Consider the following 18515-nt stretch of genomic DNA (forward strand, 5'->3'; position numbering starts at 1 on the left):
GGCTGTGGGTACGCACCAGACGTTGCGGCAAACGATAGCGCAACCAGCCCCGTGTGCAGGCGAGTATTTCAACATCTTCACGTTCCAGGCCAACTTCTTCGTTCAGCTCGCGGTACAAGGCGTCTTCCGGCGTCTCTTCAGGGTTGATTCCCCCTTGTGGAAACTGCCAGGCATCTTGATTGATACGGCGAGCCCATAGCACCTGGCCGGCGTCATTCGTCAGAATGATCCCGACATTGGGGCGGAAACCATCGGGGTCGATCACGGCAACAACCTCGCAAACGCATGTCGCCGCATTGTTCCACAAAGCTTGATAAGGCGGCAACGAAGGTTCCTACCTTATGTGCACTCTTGTGAAAAGACCGTATTCTTGTCGCCTTTTTACTGACTTTTCAGCGGGTAACTGCAATGCGCCTGGCACTCTTCGATTTGGACAACACCCTTCTGGGCGGCGACAGCGACCACGCTTGGGGCGACTATCTGTGTGAACGCGGCTTCCTCGATCCGATCGCGTACAAAGCGCGCAACGACGAGTTCTATCAGGATTACCTGGCCGGCAAACTGGATAACGCCGCGTACCTGAACTTCTGCCTGGAGATTCTAGGCCGCACCGAAATGGCCGTGCTTGATCAATGGCACAACGACTACATGCGTGACTGCATCGAACCGATCGTGCTGCCCAAGGCGCTCGACCTGCTGAAAAAGCACCGCGATGCCGGCGACAAACTGGTGATCATCACCGCGACCAACCGCTTCGTGACCGCGCCGATTGCCGTTCGTTTGGGCGTTGAAACCCTGATCGCCACCGAGTGCGAAATGGTTGATGGCCGTTACACCGGGCGCAGCACCGACATTCCGTGCTTCCGTGAAGGCAAGGTGACGCGCCTGAATCGCTGGCTGGAAGAAACCGGGCATTCGCTGGAAGACAGCTACTTCTACAGCGATTCGATGAATGACCTGCCACTGCTGGAGCAAGTGGCGAACCCGGTGGCCGTGGATCCGGATCCGAATTTGCGTGCTGAAGCCGAAAAACGTGGCTGGCCGGTCATGACTCTGCGCGACTGATGACGCCATCGCTGGCAAGCCAGCTCCCACAGGTTTCTCGGTCGTCCACATAATCTGTGTTCACCGAAAACCCCTGTGGGAGCTGGCTTGCCAGCGATTGGGGGCAACCCTGTCTCAAGCCTTAAACAGGCTTGGCCCCCATCAACGCCGCAATGGCGAAAAATCCAACACCACTGACAATCGCCAGCGCCAGACTGAATTTCCAGTTGCCGCCCCCGCTCGTCCACCGTCGATTCAGCCGAACAAGCAGCCAAACGGCACTCAACGTGGCCACGGCATAGATCACGCTGGAGCCCAGAATCCAGAACTGCCCCAATGGCCAGCCAATCAGATGCACCAGCCACCAGCCGGTGAAGGGCATGCTCAACATGCCGATCAGCATCAAACACCAGACAAACAACCACGGACGTTGCATCGTGCTGGCCGGCCCTTGACTGCGATTACGCCAGGTCAGCGCGGCGAGCCCCAGGCCGCTGGTGAGTATCACTACGGTTGCAGCGACGTGAAGGACTTTCAGGGTGGTCAGGGTTTCCATGGGTTTCTTTTCCTTGGGCCATGCCCATCAGCGTAGCCGTTCAGCCAAGAAACAGCTTATAGGCCGGGTTGTCGCTTTCGTCCCAGTACGGATAACCGATTTGCGCCAGCGCCTCCGGCACCAGATGCCGCTCATCGTGGGGCACTTGCAGCCCGGCGACCACCCGGCCATCCGCCGCGCCGTGGTTGCGGTAGTGGAACATCGAGATGTTCCAGCGCCCGCCAAGTTTGTTGAGGAAGTTGAACAGCGCGCCCGGACGCTCCGGGAATTCGAAGCGCAGCACCACTTCATCAACCACCTGCGCCGCACGCCCGCCGACCATGTGACGGATGTGCAATTTGGCCAATTCGTTGTCGGTCAGGTCAATGACCGGGAAACCCTGCTCGGTCAGGCTCGCCAGCAGTGCGCTGCGCGGGTCGTTTTCCGGATGCGTCTGCACGCCGACGAAAATGTGCGCTTCGCTGCCGGTGTTGTAGCGGTAGTTGAATTCGGTGATCTGGCGCTTGCCGATGGCCTCGCAGAACGCCTTGAAGCTGCCGGCCTTTTCGGGAATGGTCACGGCGATGATCGCTTCGCGGCCTTCGCCCAGTTCGGCGCGCTCGGCAACGTGACGCAAGCGGTCGAAGTTGACGTTGGCGCCGGAGTCGATGGCGACAAAGGTCTGGCCGCTGACGCCGCGCAACTCGACGTACTTCTTGATCCCGGCCACGCCCAAGGCGCCGGCAGGCTCGGTGATCGAGCGGGTATCGTCGTAGATATCCTTGATTGCCGCGCAGATCTCGTCGGTGCTGACGGTAATCACTTCATCGACATAATCTTTGCAGATGTCGAAGGTGTGCTGGCCGATCTGCGCCACCGCGACGCCGTCAGCAAAGATGCCCACGGTCGGCAACACCACGCGTTCGCCGGCAGCCATGGCGGCTTGCAGGCAGTTGGAGTCGTCGGGCTCGACGCCGATGACTTTGATGTCCGGACGCAGGTATTTCACGTAGGCGGCGATACCGGCGATCAGGCCGCCGCCGCCGACCGGGACGAAAATCGCATCCAGTGGCTGCGGGTGCTGACGCAGAATCTCCATCGCCACGGTGCCCTGCCCGGCAATGGTGTGCGGATCGTCGTACGGGTGGATGTAGACGTAGCCTTTTTCATCGACCAATTTCAGCGAGTAGGCCAGGGCTTCCGGGAACGAATCGCCGTGCAGCACCACTTTGCCGCCACGCGAGCGCACGCCTTCGACCTTGATCTCCGGGGTGGTCTTGGGCATGACGATGGTGGCTTTGACGCCCAGCACTTTCGCCGCCAGGGCCAGCCCCTGCGCGTGGTTGCCCGCCGACGCGGTGACCACACCACGTGCGCGTTCTTCGTCGCTCAGTTGGGTCAACTTGTTGTAGGCGCCCCGAATCTTGAACGAGAACACCGGCTGCAAGTCTTCGCGCTTGAGCCAGATGTCATTGCCCAGCCGCTCGGAGAGCTGGCGAGCGTTCTGCAACGGGGTTTCTACGGCAACGTCATAAACGCGCGAGGTGAGGATCTTTTTGACGTACTGTTCGAGCATCGGAAAGCATCACTGAGCGGTTGGGCAGGGCCAAGGAGTCTAACCCGGCTTTTGCCCGGGCGACCACACGATTGCAGAGGTTTTAGACCCGCTTGGGGCTATAATGCCGGCCTTTCCGTTCTCACCTTGCCCGCTTCCGGAGCCCGCATGACCCAGGATCAACTCAAACAGGCAGTGGCTCAGGCTGCTGTCGACTTCATCCTCCCGAAACTCGACGACAAAAGCATCGTCGGTGTCGGCACCGGCTCCACCGCCAACTGCTTCATCGACGCACTGGCCCAGCACAAGGGCGCATTCGATGGCGCGGTCGCCAGCTCCGAAGCCACCGCCGCGCGCCTCAAGGGCCACGGGATTCCCGTCTATGAACTGAACACCGTCAGCGACCTGGAGTTCTACGTCGACGGCGCTGATGAAAGCGATGAACACCTGAACCTGATCAAGGGCGGCGGCGCGGCCCTGACCCGCGAGAAGATCGTCGCGGCCGTGGCCAAGACCTTCATCTGCATCGCCGACTCCAGCAAATTGGTGCCGGTGCTGGGCGAATTCCCACTGCCGGTGGAAGTCATCCCGATGGCCCGTAGCCACGTGGCCCGTCAACTGGTGAAACTGGGCGGCGACCCGGTGTACCGCGAAGGTGTACTGACCGACAACGGCAACATCATCCTCGACGTGTTCAATATGCAGATCACTAATCCGGTGGAGCTGGAAACGCAGATCAACGCCATTGTCGGCGTGGTCACCAACGGCCTGTTCGCCGCGCGTCCGGCGGATCTGCTGTTGCTGGGCACGAGTGAAGGTGTGAAGACGCTGAAGGCTGAGTAAGCCAGACTGCCCACATTTTTGTGGGCAGATACATGCCCCCACCTGTGGGAGCAAGCCCCACATTGGTTTTTTGCGGTGCGAGTCAGTTTTGGGCGGGCTTTTTGAAGACGTAAAACAAGTTTGGCTCACTCACCAGGTACAGCGTCCCGTCGTCATCCATCGCAATGCCTTCCGCCTGCGGCACGGTTTTCTGCAAACCTTGCCGGCCCTTGCTCAGCGACAGGGTGCTCAACGGGCGCCCACCCACATCCAGTTCCAGAATCAGCCCCGACTCATCCGACAGTGCCAGCAAATGCCCGCTGCGCTCGTCGTATTGCAGGCTCGACAGATCACGCACGAACATGCCGGCATCCCGCTTGGGATTGTTGATCACATGCACCGCATAGGACTTTTCCGGGTTGAAGTGCGGGAAACCGTGCACTTCGTAGATCAGCATCGGGTCGCGCTCTTTCGCGACAAACAAGCGCTTGCCCACCGAGTCATAAGCCAGCCCTTCAAAACCCTTGTTGCTGCTCGCGTGCACACCCAGGGTCATTTGCTCGGCGTCCGCCGCATCGAGGAACGTGGTGACATCTTCCAGGTGAATCTTGATCAACCGCTGCTGGCGCTCGTCGGTGATCACATAAGTATCGGCACTGATGAACTCAACCGCCTCCGGATCACCAAAGCCGATCAGTGCGATGCGGCGCAGGATTTTGCCCTCCAGCGACAGTTCGACCAGCTCGGCATTTTTGTTGGTGACCGTGAACAGGCTGTTGCGCACCGGATCGTAGGTCAGCGCCGACACGTCATCGTCCAGCCCTTCGATTACCCGCGCCTCGATCTCCACCCGATATTGATCCAGACCAATGGCCTCGCTGCTTAGCGGTTGCCACAGGGTGTGCAGATTGAACCAGGCACGCTCGAACAGGCGCAGGTACTGGCCGATCGCGATCAACGCGATCAGAGCAATCACCGAAAGGGTGACAAGGAGAGGCTTGGGACGGGCAAATCGACGCATGCAGGAGGGCTCGGAATCAAAACAGGCGGATGAAATATCACGCCTGTCTGAAATGAAGCTTAATGGCCACTTGCCTTGGACGACAAGAGCCTCCCCAGCAAGGGCATTACTTCTGCTTTTCGAAGCGATAGAACAGGTTCGGCTCGCTGACCATATACAGCGTGCCCGCCTCGTCCAATGTCACGCCTTCGGCGCGGGGAATGGTGCTCTTCAAACCGTTGAAGCCGCCAAGCAGGGTCATGAAACTGACTTGCTCGCCCTTCTCGTCCAGCTCCAGCAACAGGTGCGAGTCAGCCGACAACGCCAATGTGTGACCGGTGCGCGGGTCAATTGCCAACGCCGAGAGATTGCGAATGTCGAGCTCATCACTGTCCAGCTTCTGCTTGTCGCCTTTGAGCGTCTGGCTGCCATCGCTTTTCCAGGTGAACAGCGCCGGTGGACGCTCCTCGCCCAGCAGGAACTGCTGATTGCGCGCATCCCAGGTGATCGCTTCGAAAGCTTTGTTCTGGTCTTTCGACGGGCCAAGGTCGTACTTGGGGAAATTGGCGATGTTCAGCTCACGCGTATCGGCATCGACCTTGACGATCGACAGCATGTGCAGACGCTCATCGACAATGGCCATCAGGCCGTTTTCCATGATCGTGACGCCTTCCGGGTTGGCCCAGCCCACCAGCGGCATCTTGCGCAGCACATCGCCTTGCAGGGTCAGTTCGACCAGAAACGGGTTCTTGCCCATCACCGAGAAAAGGGTTTTGGTCTGCGGGTTGTAGGCCAGATCCGACGCCTCATCCTTCTCCATGCCCGGCAGCGGCTTGGCATCGATGACCGCCCGGTAATCCGGCAGCCAGACACTTCCCTTTTGCTCGGCCGGGCTTTCGAAACGCTCCAGTACCCACAGCGCACCGCGATCATCCCAATGCATCAGATGCGCCAGCCCATACGCTGCGACGATCACCAGCAATAGCCAGGAATACCAGCGCAGGGCGAAACGTGAGCGGCGAGGGGTTTTGAGCTGAGTTTGAGATGCCATCGAGGGATGCGTTCCGAAAATTCAGGCTATGGGTAATAGCACAAAGAGGCCGGCTCAGACGCCAGAATGACGGAAATTATCCAGACGGGATGTGAAAAAAACGGCAAATGGCGAGATTGTCGTGGTTTGTCCCCGATCTTCGGGTCACCACAAACCAATGTGGGAGCGGGCTTGCTCGCGAAGGCGTCGGATCAGTCGACATCTTCGTTGACTGACAAAATGCTTTCGCGAACAAGCCCGCTCCCACAGGTTTTTGCAGTGTTGCGGTTAGCGCACGCTGCTGGTGAAGCGGCTGGCGCCGACCAGTTCCAGCACGATGTCGTCGCCGACATTCAGCGGGCCAACGCCCACCGGCGTGCCGGTGAGGATCACGTCACCGGCCTGCAGCGAGAAGCAGCCGGCCATGTGCTGGATCATCGGCACGATCGGGTTGAGCATCGCGCTGCTGTTGCCGTCCTGACGGACTTCGCCGTTGATGGTTAGACGGATGCCGATATCGGTCAGATCAGCAAAGGTGCTGCCCACCACGAACGGGGCAAGCACCGCCGCGCCGTCGAACGACTTGGCGATTTCCCACGGTAGGCCCTTGGATTTGAGCTCGGCCTGCTTGTCGCGCAGGGTCAGGTCCAGCGCCGGAGCGAAACCGGAGATCGCATCGAGCACTTCTTCACGGCTTGGCTTGGTCGACAGTGGCTTGCCGATCAACACGGCAATTTCCGCCTCGTAGTGCACCGAACCGCGCTCGGTCGGAATGCTGAAACCGCCTTCCAGCGACACCACGCAACTGCCCGGCTTGATGAACAGCAATGGCTCGGTAGGGACCGGGTTGTCCAGTTCCTTGGCGTGTTCGGCGTAATTACGGCCAATGCACACCACTTTTCCCAGCGGGAAGTGAATACGCGTGCCGTCGACATACTGGTGCTGATAGCTCATTTACCGACTCCTGCCTTCATTGATTCATCAGAGATTGCCAATCAAACCGCGAAGATCTTGCCCGGGTTCATGATGCCGTTCGGGTCGAACACCGCTTTGACCGCTTTCATGTATTGGATCTCAACCGGCGAGCGGCTGTAGGTCAAGTAATCGCGTTTGGTCATGCCCACGCCGTGCTCGGCGGAGATCGAGCCGTTGTACTTCTCGACGGTTTCGAACACCCACTTGTTGACGGTGGCGCATTTGGCGAAGAACTCGTCCTTGCTCAGGTTTTCCGGTTTGAGGATGTTCAGGTGCAGGTTGCCGTCGCCGATGTGGCCGAACCAGACAATTTCAAAGTCCGGATAGTATTCGCCGACAATCGCGTCGATTTCCTGCAAGAACGCCGGTACTTTTGACACGGTGACCGAGATGTCGTTCTTGTACGGGGTCCAGTGCGAAATGGTCTCGGAGATGTACTCGCGCAGCTTCCACAGGTTCTGCAGCTGGGTTTCGCTCTGGCTCATCACGCCATCCAGCACCCAGCCCTGCTCGACGCAATGTTCAAAGGTTTCCAGCGCGCTGTTGGCCACTTCTTCAGTGGTCGCCTCAAACTCCAGCAGCGCGTAGAACGGGCAATCGGTTTCAAACGGCGCCGGCACATCACCGCGACCCAGCACTTTGGCCAAGGCCTTGTCGGAGAAGAATTCGAAGGCGGTCAGGTCGAGTTTGCCCTGAAAGGCGTGCAGCACCGGCATGATCGAGTCGAAATCGGCGGTACCGAGGACCATCGCCGTGAGGTTTTTCGGCGCACGATCCAGACGCATGGTCGCTTCAACGACAAATCCAAGGGTGCCTTCGGCGCCAATGAACAACTGCCGCAAGTCATAACCAGTGGCGTTCTTGATCAAATCTTTGTTCAGCTCCAGCACGTCACCTTTGCCGGTGACCACCTTCATGCCGGCAACCCAGTTGCGGGTCATGCCGTAGCGAATGACCTTGATCCCGCCAGCATTGGTGCCGATATTGCCGCCAATCTGGCTGGAACCCGCCGAAGCGAAGTCCACCGGGTAGTACAGGCCCTTTTCTTCAGCGACGTTCTGCAAATGCTCGGTGACCACGCCAGGCTGACACACGGCGGTGCGGTCAGTGAGGTTCACGTCGAGAATCTGGTTCATGTAGTCGAACGACACGACCACTTCGCCATTGGCGGCCACCGCAGCGGCGGACAGCCCCGTGCGCCCGCCCGAGGGCACCAGCGCGACCTTGTGGGTGTTGGCCCAACGGACGATGGCCTGCACCTGTTCGATGGTCTTGGGAAAAACGATGGCAGTGGGCGCCGGGGCGAAGTGTTTGGTCCAATCCTTGCCATACGTGTTCAGGGAGTCGGCGTCGGTCAGGACCTTGCCAGGCTCGACCAGGGTCTTCAGTTCATCAATCAGCGCAGGATTGGTCATCGACAGAACTCTCGAACAATTCATGGTCATCCTGAGAACGCTTCACGTCGCAGGAATGAGTGTTTAGCGGGGCGGCTATGCTAGCATACCGACCCCGCAGAACAGCGCCCAAGGCCAGTTCTGCGGCGACGGCTTTCCTGCCGTTCGGGTCAGCTCCAGGCTGCTCCCCTCCCTGCCATTTTTCTCCGGGATACAGGTTTACGCAGATGAGCAAGACTTCTCTCGATAAGAGCAAGATCAAGTTCCTTCTTCTCGAAGGCGTCCACCAATCGGCTGTCGACGTCCTCAAGGCGGCGGGCTACACCAGCATTGAGTACCTCACAGGTTCTCTGCCGGAAGCCCAGCTCAAGGAAAAGATCGCTGACGCTCACTTCATCGGCATTCGTTCGCGCACCCAACTGACTGAAGAGATCTTCGATCACGCGAAGAAGCTTGTCGCTGTCGGTTGCTTCTGCATCGGCACCAACCAGGTTGACCTCAGTGCCGCCCGCGAACGCGGTATCGCCGTGTTCAACGCGCCGTACTCCAACACTCGTTCCGTTGCCGAACTGGTGCTGGCCGAAGCGATCCTGCTGCTGCGCGGCATCCCTGAGAAAAACGCTTCCTGCCACCGTGGCGGCTGGATCAAATCCGCAGCCAACTCCTTCGAAATCCGAGGCAAGAAGCTGGGCATCGTCGGCTACGGCTCGATCGGTACTCAGTTGTCGGTCCTGGCTGAAGGCTTAGGGATGCAGGTGTTCTTCTATGACACCGTGACCAAGCTGCCATTGGGCAACGCGACCCAGGTCGGCAACCTGAACGAGCTGTTGGGCATGTCCGACATCGTGACCCTGCACGTTCCGGAAACTGCTGCGACCCAGTGGATGATCGGCGAGAAGGAAATCCGCGCCATCAAGAAGGGCGGCATCCTGATCAACGCAGCACGCGGTACCGTGGTCGAGTTGGACGCCCTGGCGGACGCGATCAAGGACAAGCACCTGATCGGCGCGGCCATCGACGTGTTCCCGGTGGAGCCACGCTCCAACGACGAAGAGTTCGAAAGCCCGCTGCGTGGCCTGGACAACGTGATCCTGACCCCGCACATCGGTGGTTCGACCGCTGAAGCGCAAGCCAACATCGGTCTGGAAGTGGCAGAGAAACTGGTCAAGTACAGCGACAACGGTACGTCCGTATCGTCGGTGAACTTCCCGGAAGTGGCCCTGCCGGCTCACCCTGGCAAGCACCGCCTGCTGCACATCCACGAAAACATTCCGGGTGTGATGAGCGAGATCAACAAGGTCTTCGCCGAAAACGGCATCAACATCTCCGGTCAGTTCCTGCAGACCAACGAGAAAGTCGGTTACGTGGTGATCGACGTCGACGCCGAGTACTCGGACCTGGCGCAAGAGAAGCTGCAGCACATCAACGGCACTATTCGTAGCCGTGTGTTGTTCTAAGAGCAGCTTCAAGCTTGCAACTAAAAAAAGGGGAGCCCAGCGGCTCCCTTTTTTTATTTCACCGTTACGGTGATCTTTTCCGAAACGATGGGCGGATCGAAAGCCATGTGGCTCTTGTCGCCCAGTTCCAACTGCAAAGTGTGCTTGCCTGGCGTCAGCGTCAGTTCGGTTTCAGTCTGGGCCTTGCCGAAATGGATATGGTTGGCGTCTGCCGGAATCACAGCGCCCGCAGGAACACTGCTCTTGGCGTCGACCAGCAGGTGATGGTGGCCAGTGTTAGTTGTGAGATCGCCAGCGGGCGCCAACGCAATGCCCTTTACTGCAAATTTGACCTTGAAGGTCTTGTCGACAACGGCGCCGCTGCTCGGCTCGACGATGCTTACGGAAGCCCCCGCCGGCGCTGGCGTGGCAGCGCTGGCCATCATCGACGCGCTCAATAGAAGGCCAGCCAACGCGGCTCGTGACATAAACGTTTTCATTCTCTTCTCCAGTTTTTCCGTAAAATCCGCGTGGTCATGACAACTTCATGACCATTCGTTGTCGAAGGCACTCGACAACCATAGCAAAGCGAGCCTGACTCAGAGCATCGCGATAATGATTTCAAAGGAGTGACCATGCGTTTTCTGCCTGGCCTGATCTGCCTGCTACCCCTTCTGAGCCCGCTGGCTCATGCCGAATTGATTGATGACGTCAACGACCGTGGCGAGTTGCGCATCGCCCTTGAGGCTAATACACCGCCCTTCAATTACATGGATGGCGACAAACTCACAGGGTTCGAGGTTGAGCTAGGGCAATTGCTGGCCAACGAACTGGATGTTCGCGTCGATTTCATCGTCACCGACGAGGGCGATCTGCTCCAGGGCGTTGAAAGCGGCAAGTACGACGTCGCGCTCAATCACATAGCACTGACACCCGAACTCAAGGATCGTTTCGACTTCAGCGAGCCATACAGTCAGGTCGATTCGCAATTGCTGGCGAAGAAAGACGAGCAGCCACAGCCGATGGTGCTGGTGCAGGCGTTGACCGAGAAGAAGCCTGCGGCGAGTGCACCGGTGGACCTGGCGATTCCGTTTCAGAAGGGCAACCCGGCGTTTCATTCCAGCCTTGAGGGTGCGTTGCAACGGATCAAGGCGGATGGGCGATTGGCGGCGTTGTCCGAGAAGTGGTTCACCAAACCCGAGTGAACACAAAACCTGTGGGAGGGGGCTTGCTCCCGAAGGCGTCGTGTCAGTCAATGCAGATGTTGAATGACCCACCGCTTTCGCGAGCAAGCCCGCTCCCACACGGGAATCTGGGGTGGGCTTTTAATCGAGTTGTGTCAGGGCTGTTGCAGCCTGCGACAATTCAAGCTCGCTGAAGACTTGCACGCCATGGCGTTTGAGCAGTGCAGCTGTCACGCCTTCACCGCTGACTTTCACTCCACTGAACGTGCCGTCATACGTCAGCAGATTGCCGCACGACGGGCTATTGGCTTTGAGCACCGCCACCCGAATACCGTGCTTGCGCACCAACTCTAGTGCCTGCCGCGCGCCATCGAGAAACTGCGCACTGACATCCTCACCGTCGGTGGTGATGACCGAAGCAACGCCATCCAGCACCTCGCCACCCTGCCCGCCCGGAATCTCCGCTGCCGCCCGTGGCGTCGGCAAACCACCCGCGACTTCCGGACACAACGGCACAACCCGACCTTCAGCAATCCACTGTTCCAGCAAATCAAACGGCCCACTGGCCCCGCCGTCGTAGCGCACGCGATGGCCCAACAGGCAGCGACTGACCAGAATCTTGTGCATATCAGAAAGGCTCGTTGCCACGGCGGCGGAACCATCCGGTCAGCGACAAGCGCTCGCGGTTTGCCGGAAGCACCTCATGCGGCACTTCGCCAGAAAGAAACACCACCAGACAACCGCCGATGGGCTGTACGTCGTGAGCGCGCTCATCACCCAGGTACATGCGCAACTGACCGCCATCTTCCGGCAGCCAGACTTCATTGAGATAGACCACCGCCGAAACCATGCGCCGGTCGTCGTCGCGAAAACGATCGACGTGTTTGCGATAGAACGCGCCCGGCGGATACAGCGCAAAGTGGCACTCGAAGTCTTCAAGCCCGAGGAATAGCCCCCGGTTGAGCGCCTCGCGCAGGCTGTCCATCAGGTTCAGATAACGGTCGCTGGCCTCGGCCTGCCCTGGGTCGATCCATTGAATATGATCGCCGCGAATACCCTCGCGAATCTCTGAAAATGGGCCGCGACCGACCGCCGCCGGCACCAGTTCACCCTCGGCCTCACGTTTACGGCACTCGGCCGCCAGCTCGCGGGTCAAACCCGCGGGCAGGAAAATGTTCTGCTGCGACCAGCCATGCTCGGCCAGGTCGTCGACGATACGTAACAGCAGTGGGTGTTCAGAGGTTATTTGCATGGCGCGCATAGTATGTCGGCGGCAAGAAATCCGACAGAGCCACGCAGCGGCTTGCTACGAATTCTCGACAAGTACCGACACCGCACGGAGAATAGTCCGCTGCTGACAGGAGTCCCTATGCGCCGTTTGTTTTTTTCACTGTTGATGTTCTGCGTTTTGCCCGCTTGGGCGGACGGCCATGATCAGCTTTACAAGGTCGCCGGCTGGCCAGATCAACGTGCGCACTTCAATGACGCCCTGAGTGCTGCCCAGCAGCGTTATCAAAACAGCCTGCCGCCTGCGGTTTTTCAAGCATTGGTGAGCAACAGCAACCAGCGTTTTTCGCCACACGCCATGGATCAACGCGCCGAAGCCCAGTTGCGCCAGAACCTTGCCGATCCGAAACCGGCGCTGTCCTTCTTCCAATCGCCGCTGGGTAAAAAAATCGTCGCCGCTGAATTGCTGGCGACCCGGCGCGATCAACTGGCGAAAAATGCCAAAGGTCTGCCCAAGATGCAGGTCAGCGACAGCCGTCTGCTGATCATCGGACACCTCGCCCAGGCGCTGCCGGCTCGTGAAGCTGGCGCCGAGGTCAGCCTCGCCATTGCGGGTGTGGCAGCGGACAGTTTGAGTTCGATGATTCCGGGGCTGCTCGGCGGCGGTCAGGCGCAAGGGATGTTGAATGGCCAGCGCCAGAGGCTGATGGATCAGATCGGCGCCGACATGAACAACACACTGCTCTATGTTTATCGCGACTTGTCGGATGAAGAACTCGAAGAGTTTGCGACGTTTGCCGAGTCGACGGAGGGCAAGGCTTACTATCAAGCGGCGCTGGCGGCAATTCGCGCGGGGCTGGCGGTGGGGCAGAATACTTCGAACCTCGGCCAGTAAACTGCGTCGCCTGACAGGCCGCCTTCGCGAGCAAGCCCGCGCCCACCTGTGATCGCGGTCTTCTGTGGGAGCGAGCCTGCTCGCGAAGAGGCCCTAACAGACGCTAGAGATTCCGGCCCCTGATCCGCTTGCTCAAGAACTCGAAATACTCCTCGCGCATCTCCGCCGTCTCATTGGCCAGATGATGCCGCGCCTGCGGCAGCAGCAAAATCTGCGGCCGATCAAACTTCCACTTCAGCACCTGCAGGTTGTGCTGCCAGTCCACGGTCATGTCCGCCTGCCCCTGAATGATCAGCGGCCGGCGCGGGCTTTTTTTCGCGTATTCCACCCGGTGGATCCAGCGTGACAACGCGCCGACCCATGCGGTCGGCAAGCGCTTGGGCTGCAACGGATCGGCCAGCAGAAACGGCAGGAAATCCGGATCGTTGGAGTTCTCGCTGAAGCGCCGGGCGATCCCTCGAACAAACGGCCGCAACAGGTAATAACTCAACTGCGACCAGCCCCACGCCCGCGGCCGCACCAGGGGCGACAACAGAATCAACTGGCCTTGCGCCGGACTGTTCTCGCCATGGTTGAGCACATGATCGACCACAATCGCCCCGCCCGTGCTCTGCCCGCACAAGTGCCACGGCTGCGGCAGGGCAATCGAATGGGCCTCGGCGAACAGGGCTTGCAGGGTGTCCTGATACTCGGAAAAGTCACGGATGCTCGCCCGCACACCGCTCGACAGACCGTGCCCCGGCAAGTCGCAGGCGATCACGGCAAAATCCTGATCCAGCGCCCACTCGATGACATGTCGATAGAGCCCGGTGTGATCATAGAAACCGTGCAGCAGAAACAGCGTGCCCTTGACCTTTTCCGGCCACCAGCAATGGCTGACCAGTTCATAACCGTCCACCTCGAATCGACCGATGCCGCGCCAGACATCGCGCTCGGAAAAGTCGGTTTTATAGAACCGCTGATAAGCCTTTGCCTCCTCCGATAACGGCTGCCACTCAGCCAATGGCTTGAGGCTGGCACGTAAATGATCGGGATCGAAGGTAGCAGGCATGAGGCAGTTCCAGAGCGGTAAACAGACTTTATCGGCCTGCGATATTCATCTGTAGAAGCAAGCATGGCAAGCTAGCCGCCCTCCGAGGAGCAAAATCCATGCGTTCGCCCTACCGCACCGCACTGTTTGCCAGCCTGATCGCGCTTGTCTGCGCCGGGGTGCTGTGGATGGCGTACGACTGGTTTCAGGGCCGCTATCTGCGGGCGTTCAGCGAACACACCGCGGTGTTTTCCGGCGACCCGTTGCGCCTGCCGGATGATCTCGCTGGCCCCGGGCCGATTCGACTGGTGCACTTCTGGGACCCCGCCTGCCCGTGCAACGTTGGCAACCAACAGCACCTGAGCGAGATGGTCGAGCAGTTCAGCGGCAAAGGCGTAGAGTTCTTTGCCGTACAAAAGCCCGGCAGCCACGGCCAGTTGCCTGCCACGTTGAGCCGCCTGAAAACCATTGCAATATTGCCCGGCTCCGAACAGGTTCCCGCCAGCCCCGCCGTGGCGATTTGGGACCGCAGTGGCAAACTGGCGTACTTTGGCCCCTACAGCGAGGGCCTGACCTGCAACGCCAGTAACAGCTTTATCGAACCGATCCTGAACGCACTGACGGATGATCGCCCGGTCAATGCCACACACACCTTGGCGGTCGGTTGTTATTGTCCGTGGCCGGTCGAAACGCATTAAGGCATTGCGGACTTTTCAAGGACAGCGATGCACGGCACAGAAGGTCTGTGCTAATTGTTTGCAGCCCGCACGGGCGGCAATCCCGCATTCACAAGGAGTCACCATGAAGCGCGTGTTCACCGTTCTTGCCTTGCTCATCGTTGTCCTGCTCTGCGCGGGGGGCTGGTACGTCTACAGCAAGCAGCCAACGCGAAAGGGCCAGGTTGAACTGCGCCACCTGCAAGGTTCGGTGACCGTGCGTTACGACGAGCGCGGCGTACCGCATATTCGTGCCGAGAACGAAACCGACCTCTACCGCGCCCTCGGCTATGTGCACGCCCAGGATCGTCTGTTCCAGATGGAAGCCATGCGCCGCCTCGCCCGTGGCGAGCTGGCCGAGGTGCTCGGGCCGAAACTGCTCGACACCGACAAACTGTTCCGCAGCCTGCGCATTCGTGAGCGCGCCGCCAGTTACGTTGCCAGCCTCGATCAGCAGTCACCGGCGTGGAAGGGCCTGCAAGCCTATCTGGATGGCATCAACCAATATCAGGACACGCACGCAGCGCCCATTGAGTTCGACGTGCTGGGCATCCCCAAGCGGCCGTTCACGGCTGAAGACAGCATCAGCGTCGCCGGTTATATGGCTTACAGCTTTGCCGCCGCGTTTCGCACCGAGCCGTTGCTGACCTATGTGCGCGATCAACTCGGTGCCGATTACCTCAACGTCTTCGACCTCGACTGGCAGCCCAAGGGTGTGTTGGCCAAGGGCCGCAGCAACCCGACGCCAGCCCTTGCGGCTGGCGATTGGAAAGACCTCAGCGCCCTCGCCCGCCTCAGCGAGCAGGCGCTGATTGACAACGGTCTGCCGCAGTTCGAAGGCAGCAACGCCTGGGTGATTGCCGGCAGCCGCAGCCAGAGTGGCAAACCGTTGCTGGCCGGTGACCCGCATATTCGCTTCTCGGTGCCGTCGGTGTGGTACGAGGCGCAGTTGTCGGCCCCGGGCTTTGAACTCTACGGCCACCATCAGGCACTGGTGCCGTTCGCGTTCCTGGGCCACAACATGGATTTCGGTTGGAGCCTGACGATGTTCCAGAACGACGATCTGGATCTGATCGCCGAGAAGGTCAACCCGGACAATCCGAACCAGGTCTGGTATCGCGGGCAGTGGACCGACATGGTCAGCACCGAACAGCAGATTGCGGTGAAGGGCCAGGCACCGGTGACGATCACCCTGCGCCAATCGCCCCACGGCCCAATCGTCAACGACGCACTCGGCAGCGCCGCCGGGAAAACGCCGATTGCCATGTGGTGGGCCTTCCTCGAAACGCCGAATCCGATCCTCGAAGGTTTCTATCAGCTCAACCGTGCCGACACGCTGGCCAAGGCCCGTGCCGCCGCGGCCAAAGTGCAGGCACCAGGGCTGAACCTCGTCTACGCCAATGCCAAGGGAGATATCGCCTGGTGGGCTTCTGCGCTGTTGCCCAAGCGACCGGCCGGAGTCAAACCGGGTTTCATTCTCGACGGCAGCACCAATCAGGCGGACAAGGACGGTTACTACCCGTTCAGCGCCAACCCGCAGGAAGAGAACCCGGCGCGCGGCTACATCGTCTCGGCCAACTTCCAGCCTGTGTCGCCGACTGGCATGGAGATTCCCGGTTACTACAACCTTGCCGATCGTGGCCAGCAACTCAATCGTCAGCTCAGTGACAAGAGCGTCAAGTGGACCAACGAAGCCAACCAGAAGCTGCAACTGGGCACCACCACCGGCTACGGCCCGCGTCTATTGGCGCCGCTATTGCCAGTGTTGCGTGAGGTGGTGACGGACACCGCCGAGCGCAAACTGATCGAACAACTGGCGCAGTGGCAAGGCGACTATCCGCTGGATTCAGTCAGTGCGACGGTGTTCAACCAGTTTCTCTATAACCTGGCTGATGCGGCGATGCGTGACGAGTTGGGCAATGATTTTTTCGAGACGCTGCTGTCGACGCGGGTGATCGATGCCGCGCTGCCACGCCTGGCGGCCAACGCCGACTCGCCGTGGTGGGACAATCGCAACACGCCGAACAAAGAGACTCGCGCCGACACCGTGCGGGCGGCGTGGCAGGCGAGCATGAAGCACCTGAAGCTGACCCTCGGCGACGACGCTAGCGGGTGGAAATGGGGCACGGCGCACACCCTGACCCACGGGCATCCACTGGGGCAGCAAAAGCCCCTGGATCGCATCTTCAACGTCGGCCCTTTCGCGGCACCGGGCAGCCATGAAGTGCCGAACAACCTCTCAGCGAAGATCGATCCGGCGCCATGGCCAGTGACTTACGGGCCATCGACGCGGCGGCTGGTGGACTTCGCCGACCCGGCACACGGCTTGACCATCAACCCGGTCGGCCAGAGCGGTGTGCCGTTCGACAGTCACTATGACGATCAGGCTGAAGCGTATGTGGAAGGGATGTATATGCAGGCGCATTTCAGCGATGAGGAAGTCATGGCCAATACCCGCAGTACCTTGAAGCTGCTACCGGCACGGGCTGCCCAGTAGTTCCAGGCTGGCTGGAGGGGCCTCCTCGCGAGCAAGCCCGCTCCCACCGTTTTGATCGGCGGTGGACGACTTTGCGTGTTCACCACAAACCCAGTGTGGGAGCGGGCTTGCTCGCGAAAGCGCTGTGTCAGTCAGCAGAGATATTGGCTTGCCTGACGCCATCGAGAGCAAGCCCCGCCATTGTGATTGGGTTGGCCTGCGCAATGAGGCCAACCCGGCATGGCTTAAACCGCTTCTGGCGCTTGCGCGCGACGAACGTCCGGCTGTTTCCACGAATCGGCAGCGCTTTCTTCGATGGCTTGCTGGATGGCCTTCTTGCGGGCCTCTTCGGCGCGGCGGCTGAAGAACCAGACCAGGAACGTCACGATCGACACCGCCAGCAGAATCAGACTGGCGACAGCGTTGATCTCAGGCTTCACGCCCAGACGCACCGCCGAGAACACTTCCATCGGCAGCGTCGTCGAACCTGGGCCGGAGACGAAGCTCGCCAGTACCAGATCGTCCAGCGACAGTGCGAACGACATCATGCCGCCCGCCGCCAGCGACGGCGCGATCATCGGGATGGTGATCAGGAAGAACACCTTCCATGGCCGTGCCCCCAGATCCATCGCTGCTTCTTCGATCGACAAGTCCAACTCACGCAGACGCGCCGACACCACCACCGCCACATACGCGGCACAGAACGTCGTGTGAGCGATCCAGATGGTGACAACGCCACGCTCCTGCGGCCAGCCGATCATCTGCGCCATGGCCACGAACAGCAGCAACAGCGACAGACCGGTGATGACCTCTGGCATAACCAACGGCGCGGTCACCAGACCACCGAACAGCGTACGCCCCTTGAAGTGGGTGATACGGGTCAGCACGAACGCAGCCAGTGTGCCCAGCGCCACCGCGGCAACCGCGGTGTAGCAGGCGATTTCCAGCGAGCGCAGCACCGAGCCCATCAGTTGGCTGTTGTCGAGCAGGCCGACGTACCACTTGATCGACCAGCCGCCCCACACCGTCACCAGTTTCGAGGCGTTGAACGAGTAGATCACCAGGATCAGCATCGGCAGGTAGATGAACAACAAACCCAGAACCAGCATCAGGCTGGAGAAACGGAAGCGCTTCATTCTTTACCCTCCATTTCCTTGGCCTGACTGCGGTTGAACAGGATGATCGGCACAATCAGG

The 18515-nt window shown here is 59.8% G+C and carries 19 protein-coding genes; 7 read left to right on the forward strand and 12 right to left on the reverse strand.

Annotation, left to right across the window (positions count from 1 at the left end; genetic code table 11):
• Positions 1-265: RNA pyrophosphohydrolase (locus ACIOU6_RS25875; RefSeq protein ID WP_401139386.1), on the reverse strand; the 265-nt coding region annotated here is incomplete at its 3' end.
• Between the two features lie 143 nt (positions 266-408).
• On the opposite strand from ACIOU6_RS25875, the gene ACIOU6_RS25880 reads away from it, so the two are divergent.
• Positions 409-1065, forward strand: a complete 657-nt coding sequence (locus tag ACIOU6_RS25880) for an HAD family phosphatase (protein ID WP_221734089.1) — start codon at positions 409-411, stop codon at positions 1063-1065.
• Positions 1066-1186: 121 nt separating this feature from the next.
• On the opposite strand, the gene ACIOU6_RS25885 is transcribed toward ACIOU6_RS25880, so the two are convergent.
• Together ACIOU6_RS25885 and ilvA are read right to left on the reverse strand one after the other, a co-directional pair.
• Positions 1187-1600, reverse strand: a complete 414-nt coding sequence (locus ACIOU6_RS25885; protein WP_401139389.1) for a DUF2269 family protein — start codon at positions 1598-1600, stop codon at positions 1187-1189.
• 40 nt (positions 1601-1640) lie between these two features.
• On the reverse strand, positions 1641-3155 hold the full coding sequence (ilvA, locus tag ACIOU6_RS25890; RefSeq protein ID WP_221734091.1) for a threonine ammonia-lyase, biosynthetic: 1515 nt from the start codon (positions 3153-3155) through the stop codon (positions 1641-1643).
• Positions 3156-3302: 147 nt separating this feature from the next.
• Between ilvA and rpiA the strand changes: the two genes are divergently transcribed.
• Positions 3303-3977 (forward strand): ribose-5-phosphate isomerase RpiA, encoded by a 675-nt coding sequence (gene rpiA / locus ACIOU6_RS25895; RefSeq protein ID WP_401139392.1) that lies wholly within the window; start codon positions 3303-3305, stop codon positions 3975-3977.
• Between the two features lie 82 nt (positions 3978-4059).
• On the opposite strand, the gene ACIOU6_RS25900 is transcribed toward rpiA, so the two are convergent.
• The 4 genes from ACIOU6_RS25900 to ACIOU6_RS25915 all read right to left on the reverse strand — a co-directional run bounded on the left by ACIOU6_RS25900 (position 4060) and on the right by ACIOU6_RS25915 (position 8376).
• A complete protein-coding gene (locus tag ACIOU6_RS25900; protein WP_401139395.1) occupies positions 4060-4977 on the reverse strand; it encodes an SdiA-regulated domain-containing protein in 918 nt (305 codons plus the stop codon).
• Between the two features lie 106 nt (positions 4978-5083).
• On the reverse strand, positions 5084-6007 hold the full coding sequence (locus ACIOU6_RS25905; RefSeq protein ID WP_401139398.1) for an SdiA-regulated domain-containing protein: 924 nt from the start codon (positions 6005-6007) through the stop codon (positions 5084-5086).
• Positions 6008-6274: 267 nt separating this feature from the next.
• Entirely contained in the window at positions 6275-6940 is a 666-nt protein-coding gene (locus ACIOU6_RS25910) for a fumarylacetoacetate hydrolase family protein (protein ID WP_221734095.1), read from the reverse strand.
• A 41-nt stretch (positions 6941-6981) separates the two neighbouring features.
• The gene (locus ACIOU6_RS25915) at positions 6982-8376 is read right to left on the reverse strand and encodes an FAD-binding oxidoreductase (RefSeq protein ID WP_221734105.1); all 1395 of its coding nucleotides are present in this window, start codon (positions 8374-8376) and stop codon (positions 6982-6984) included.
• 206 nt (positions 8377-8582) lie between these two features.
• Between ACIOU6_RS25915 and serA the strand changes: the two genes are divergently transcribed.
• The gene (gene serA / locus ACIOU6_RS25920) at positions 8583-9812 is read left to right on the forward strand and encodes a phosphoglycerate dehydrogenase (RefSeq protein WP_095186937.1); all 1230 of its coding nucleotides are present in this window, start codon (positions 8583-8585) and stop codon (positions 9810-9812) included.
• 53 nt (positions 9813-9865) lie between these two features.
• Here the strand turns inward: serA and ACIOU6_RS25925 are convergent, their stop codons facing one another.
• Positions 9866-10291, reverse strand: coding sequence for a DUF4399 domain-containing protein (locus tag ACIOU6_RS25925; RefSeq protein WP_221734096.1), 426 nt, complete (start codon positions 10289-10291; stop codon positions 9866-9868).
• A gap of 135 nt (positions 10292-10426) precedes the next feature.
• On the opposite strand from ACIOU6_RS25925, the gene ACIOU6_RS25930 reads away from it, so the two are divergent.
• The gene (locus tag ACIOU6_RS25930; protein WP_221734097.1) at positions 10427-10996 is read left to right on the forward strand and encodes a transporter substrate-binding domain-containing protein; all 570 of its coding nucleotides are present in this window, start codon (positions 10427-10429) and stop codon (positions 10994-10996) included.
• 120 nt (positions 10997-11116) lie between these two features.
• Here ACIOU6_RS25930 and ACIOU6_RS25935 read toward each other — a convergent pair whose 3' ends face one another.
• Positions 11117-11602, reverse strand: coding sequence for a DUF523 domain-containing protein (locus ACIOU6_RS25935; protein ID WP_401139402.1), 486 nt, complete (start codon positions 11600-11602; stop codon positions 11117-11119).
• 1 nt (position 11603) lies between these two features.
• Entirely contained in the window at positions 11604-12236 is a 633-nt protein-coding gene (locus ACIOU6_RS25940) for a 2OG-Fe(II) oxygenase (RefSeq protein ID WP_221734099.1), read from the reverse strand.
• Positions 12237-12344: 108 nt separating this feature from the next.
• Here ACIOU6_RS25940 and ACIOU6_RS25945 point away from each other — a divergent pair, with 108 nt between their 5' ends.
• Complete coding sequence (locus tag ACIOU6_RS25945; RefSeq protein ID WP_401139405.1) at positions 12345-13097, forward strand: DUF2059 domain-containing protein; 753 nt, start codon at positions 12345-12347, stop codon at positions 13095-13097.
• Positions 13098-13200: 103 nt separating this feature from the next.
• On the opposite strand, the gene ACIOU6_RS25950 is transcribed toward ACIOU6_RS25945, so the two are convergent.
• Entirely contained in the window at positions 13201-14148 is a 948-nt protein-coding gene (locus ACIOU6_RS25950) for an alpha/beta hydrolase (protein ID WP_401139408.1), read from the reverse strand.
• A gap of 98 nt (positions 14149-14246) precedes the next feature.
• Here ACIOU6_RS25950 and ACIOU6_RS25955 point away from each other — a divergent pair, with 98 nt between their 5' ends.
• Together ACIOU6_RS25955 and ACIOU6_RS25960 are read left to right on the forward strand one after the other, a co-directional pair.
• Entirely contained in the window at positions 14247-14825 is a 579-nt protein-coding gene (locus tag ACIOU6_RS25955) for a DUF6436 domain-containing protein (protein ID WP_339430403.1), read from the forward strand.
• Positions 14826-14928: 103 nt separating this feature from the next.
• A complete protein-coding gene (locus ACIOU6_RS25960; RefSeq protein WP_401139411.1) occupies positions 14929-17340 on the forward strand; it encodes a penicillin acylase family protein in 2412 nt (803 codons plus the stop codon).
• Between the two features lie 224 nt (positions 17341-17564).
• Here ACIOU6_RS25960 and ACIOU6_RS25965 read toward each other — a convergent pair whose 3' ends face one another.
• Complete coding sequence (locus tag ACIOU6_RS25965; protein WP_221734038.1) at positions 17565-18455, reverse strand: ABC transporter permease subunit; 891 nt, start codon at positions 18453-18455, stop codon at positions 17565-17567.
• Positions 18456-18515: the final 60 nt, after the last annotated feature.

The sequence above is a fragment of the Pseudomonas sp. NPDC087615 genome, assembly GCF_044743445.1.
Classification (GTDB): domain Bacteria; phylum Pseudomonadota; class Gammaproteobacteria; order Pseudomonadales; family Pseudomonadaceae; genus Aquipseudomonas; species Aquipseudomonas baetica_A.